This window comes from Caulobacter sp. D5, from assembly GCF_003185805.1.
Taxonomy (GTDB): domain Bacteria; phylum Pseudomonadota; class Alphaproteobacteria; order Caulobacterales; family Caulobacteraceae; genus Caulobacter.
Map to the genome: position 1 here is coordinate 1 of NZ_QHJY01000411.1, position 4,020 is coordinate 4,020.

Annotated in this window: 2 protein-coding genes and 1 pseudogene; 1 reads left to right on the forward strand and 2 read right to left on the reverse strand. The window is 69.6% G+C overall.

Annotation, left to right across the window (positions count from 1 at the left end):
* Positions 1–1,014: pseudogene (locus DMC18_RS22280) on the reverse strand (hypothetical protein); the annotation flags it as partial.
* The gene (locus tag DMC18_RS22285) at positions 1,011–1,682 is read right to left on the reverse strand and encodes a response regulator transcription factor (RefSeq protein ID WP_110121948.1); all 672 of its coding nucleotides are present in this window, start codon (positions 1,680–1,682) and stop codon (positions 1,011–1,013) included. The gene DMC18_RS22285 and the pseudogene DMC18_RS22280, both read right to left, overlap by 4 nt.
* Positions 1,683–1,804: 122 nt before the next feature.
* On the opposite strand from DMC18_RS22285, the gene DMC18_RS22290 reads away from it, so the two are divergent.
* A partial coding sequence (locus DMC18_RS22290) for a TonB-dependent siderophore receptor (protein WP_146218172.1) occupies positions 1,805–4,020 on the forward strand: 2,216 nt, incomplete at its 3' end.

Here is a 4,020-nt window from a genome sequence, read left to right on the forward strand (position 1 = left end):
CGGCGAGGCGGCGCGGGCGCGGCCCAGGTGATGGCCGATCGCGCCGTCGATCTGGGCGATCAGGCTGGCCAGGCTGCCGTCGGGATCGCGCCCCGGCTCGGCCAGCCGCACCGCCAGCGTCGCCAGCGGGGTCTTCAGGCCATGGGCCAGGTTGGAGACGTGGCTGCGCGCCTTGGCCAGGGCCGCCTCGTTGTGGTCGAGCAAGGCGTTCAGCTCGGCGACCACCGGCTCCAGTTCCTTGGGCTGGCGGCCCTCGATGCGCTGCTGCTCGCCGGCCCGCACGGCGGCCAGAGACGCGCCGAGCTTGCGCAGCGGCCGCAGGCCCAGCTCCAGCTGGCCGATCATCGCCGCCAGCAGGCCCACGCCCAGCACCGACAACGACAGCAAGAGCGGCCGCAGCCCCTCGTCGCGCATGCGGTCGCGGATGTAGCGCGGCGCCCCGGCGGTGATCACCACCGGACCGCGGCTGGAGTTCACCGTCAGGGTGCGGAAATAGAAGCTCTCGTTCCAGCCGCTGCGCGAGCGCCAGCGGCGCGACTCCTTCAACGGACCGGTCGGCGGCTTTTCGAGATGGGCGTCGCGCGCCGAGCGCTCTCCTTGCGGACGTTCGCCTTGAGACCGTTCGCCCTGGGGCCCCTGCGGACGATCGCGATCGGGACGCGGCCCTTCGGCCTTGGGCCAGGGCGACGGGCCGCCGCTCTGGCGCGGATCCATCATCGCCACGGTCTGCGAGCGCAGCGTCCCAGCCGGTCCCTTGACCACCCAGGCCCAGCCCGCCCCGCGCCGCACGAACGGGCCGACAGACTGGATGCGGTCCTGGTCCAGCGAGCCGTCGGGCTTCACCGCCCGGGCCAGCACCGAGATCTGCGACTCCAGGCTGGCGTCGACGCTGCGGCGGACGAACTGGTCGAGGGTCGGCTGGATCGTCAGGGCCGCCAGCACCACCGCCAGGATCGTGAACAGCACGCCGCTGATCAGCAGCCGGGCACGGATCGAGGTCAGGGAGGCGATCACGACGGCTCGCCCCCGGCGGTCAGGCGATAGCCGCGGCCGCGCACGGTCTCGATCATCTCGTGGCCGATCTTGCGCCGCAGCCGGCCGACGATGACCTCCAGCGAGTTGGAGTCGCCGCCGGCGTCGCCCTCGTAGGCCTGCTCCAGGATATCCATCCGCTCGACCACCACCTCCTTGCGCAGGATCAGGCACGACAGCACCCGCCACTCAAAACTGGTCAGCTTCAGCGGCATGCCGTCGAACTCGAACCCGCCCAGCTGGGCGTCGTAGGTCAGCCGCCCGCAGGCGATCTTCGGGCCGTGGTGGCCGGCGGCGCGGCGCACTAGGGCGCGCAGCCGCATGACCAGTTCCTCGACCCGGAACGGCTTGGTCAGGTAGTCGTCGGCCCCGGCCTTGAAGCCCTCGACCTTCTCGGTCCAGCCGTAGCGGGCGGTGAGGATCAGCACCGGCAGCGGCCGGTTCTGCTCGCGCCAGGACCTCAGCACCGACAGACCGTCCTGCTTGGGCAGGCCCAGATCGAGCACGGCGGCGGCGTAGGTTTCGGTCGAGCCCAGGTGCGCGCCGGTCTCGCCGTCGGCGGCGATATCGACGGCGAACTGCTCTTCGCGCAGGGCCTGGGCGATGCTTTCGGCCAGCGGCGCGTCGTCTTCGACCAACAGGATGCGCATCCCCCATCCTTAGCCGATGAACCCAAACCGAACCTGAACTAGTTCGTTCAGGCTGCGTCGGGGTTGAGTGCGTTACAGAGGCTGAACTCGAGGGATTCGGCCTAGCCGTGGGGATATAGGAAATGACGAGGAAGATGGCCCTGCTGGGCCTTCTGGGCTGCATCACGCCGTCGATGCTGTACGCGCAGGAAGCCGCCAAGCCCGCCCAGACGCGCCAGGTCGCCCAGGAGACCGAGGACGTCGAGGTCGAGGGCATCGTCGTCACCGGCCAGCGCCAGTACGGCGCGGTGCTGGGCGACATCCAGCCCGAAGAGACCTTCACCGCCGCCGACGTCCGCTCCCTCGGCGTCAGCTCGGTGACCGAACTGCTGTCGGAACTGTCGGCCCAGACCACCAGCGCCAGCGGCGGCTCGCCCGTCGTGCTGCTGAACGGCCGCCGCATCTCCGGCATGGGCGAGATCCGCGACATCCCCACCGAAGCCATCCAGCGGGTCGAGATCCTGCCCGAGGAAGTGGCCCTGAAGTACGGCTATTCGGCCGACCAGAAGGTGGTCAACGTCGTGTTGCGCCAGCGCTTCCGCGCCCGCACCGGCGAGGTCAGCCTGGCTGGCCCCACCGACGGCGGCCAGACCACCGAGCAATTCGACTCCAGCACCCTGCGCCTCAACCGCCAGGGCCGCCTGAACAGCGCCTTCAAGTACAGCCACAGCGACAAGCTGCTGGAAAGCGACCGCGACCTCGAACCGACCGAGACCGACCAGCGCTATGACGGCGACGTCTCGCCCTACCGCACGCTGAAGCCGCGCACCGACAGCTTGTCGTACAACACCGTCTACAACCGCGTGCTCGACAACGGCGTCTCGGCCACGGTCAACGGCAGCCTGTCCTACGACCAGAGCCAGTCGCTGCAGGGCCTGTCGAAGGCCCGGCTGAACATCCCCACGACCAGCCCGTTCTACGCCGGCGACACGACCCTCTATCGCTATGTCGCCGACCTCGGCGCCATGGAGCAGTGGAACCGTTCCTGGAACGCCCACGGCGGCTTCACCCTGGACGGCGCGATGAAGTCGTGGCGCTGGAACCTGACCGGCAACTACGACCACGACGAAAGCCGCACCTCCAGCGACCGCGACGCCAGCGTCGTCGACCTGAACCAGCGGCTGGCCGCCCTTGATCCGACCTTCGATCCCTATGCCGACCTGCCGACCGGCAGCTTCCAGCGCAACACCGCCCACTCGATCAACGACACCGTCAACACCCAGCTGGTGATGAACGGCGCGCTGTATCGCCTGCCGGGCGGCGACATCTCCTCGACGGTCAAGCTGGGGGCCGAGGGCGCCTGGGTGGATTCCTGGTCGCGCCGTCTCGGCGTCGAGAGCGAAGCCGACCTGTCGCGCGGCACGGCCAACGCCCAGGTCAGCTTCGACGTGCCGATCACCAGCCGGAAGAACAACTTCATGGCTAAGGTCGGCGACCTGTCGGCCAACCTGAACCTGGCGGTGAACCAGCTGTCGGACTTCGGGACCCTGAGCACCATCGGCGGCGGCCTGAACTGGTCGCCGATCAAGCCGGTCAGCTTCATCGTCTCGGGAACCCGCCAGGAGAACGCCCCCAGCATGTCGCAACTGGGCGGAGCCCAGGTCACGACCTCGGGCGTGCAGGTGTTCGACTACGTCAACGGCGAGAGTGTCGAGATCACCCGCGTCAGCGGCGGCAATCCCGACCTGAAGTCCGAAGAGCGCAACGTCCTGAAGTTTGGCGTCACGGTGAAGCCGCCGGTCATCGACGGCCTGTCGATCAACGCCAACTACACGCGCACCCGCATCGACAATCCGATCTCGTCGTTCCCCAGCGCCACGGCGGCGACCGAGGCGGCCTTCCCCGACCGGTTCTTCCGCGACGGCGACGGCACGCTGATCCGCATCGACGCGCGGCCGGTGAACTACGCCAAGCGCGAGAGCGAGCAGATCCGCTGGGGCTTCAACTACTCGCACCAGATCGGCAAGACCCCGCCGCGTCCCACCCCGACGCCGGAAGAGATGCAGCGCTGGCGTGAGCGCCAGGGCCAGGACGGCCAGGGCCGCCAAGGTCAGGGTCAAGGTCAGGGCCAAGCCCAGGCCGCTCAAGGTCAGCAGGGCCAGACCCAGACGGCCGATGGCTCGACCCAGCCTCCCGGCATGGACCTGCTTCAGGGCCTCCAGCGCCAGGGCGGCGAGCAGCGCAGCGGCGGCGACAACGCCAACGCCCAGCCCTCGTCCGACCAGACCCGCACCGCCGGCGACCAGGCGTCCAGCGGCGGCGACCGGGGTCCCGGCGGCGGCGATCGCGGTCCGGGCGG

Coding starts and splice junctions, on each gene's coding strand:
- DMC18_RS22285 (WP_110121948.1), bottom strand. CDS start 1,682: ATGCGCATCCTGTTGGTCGAAGACGACGCGCCGCTGGCCGAAAGCATC.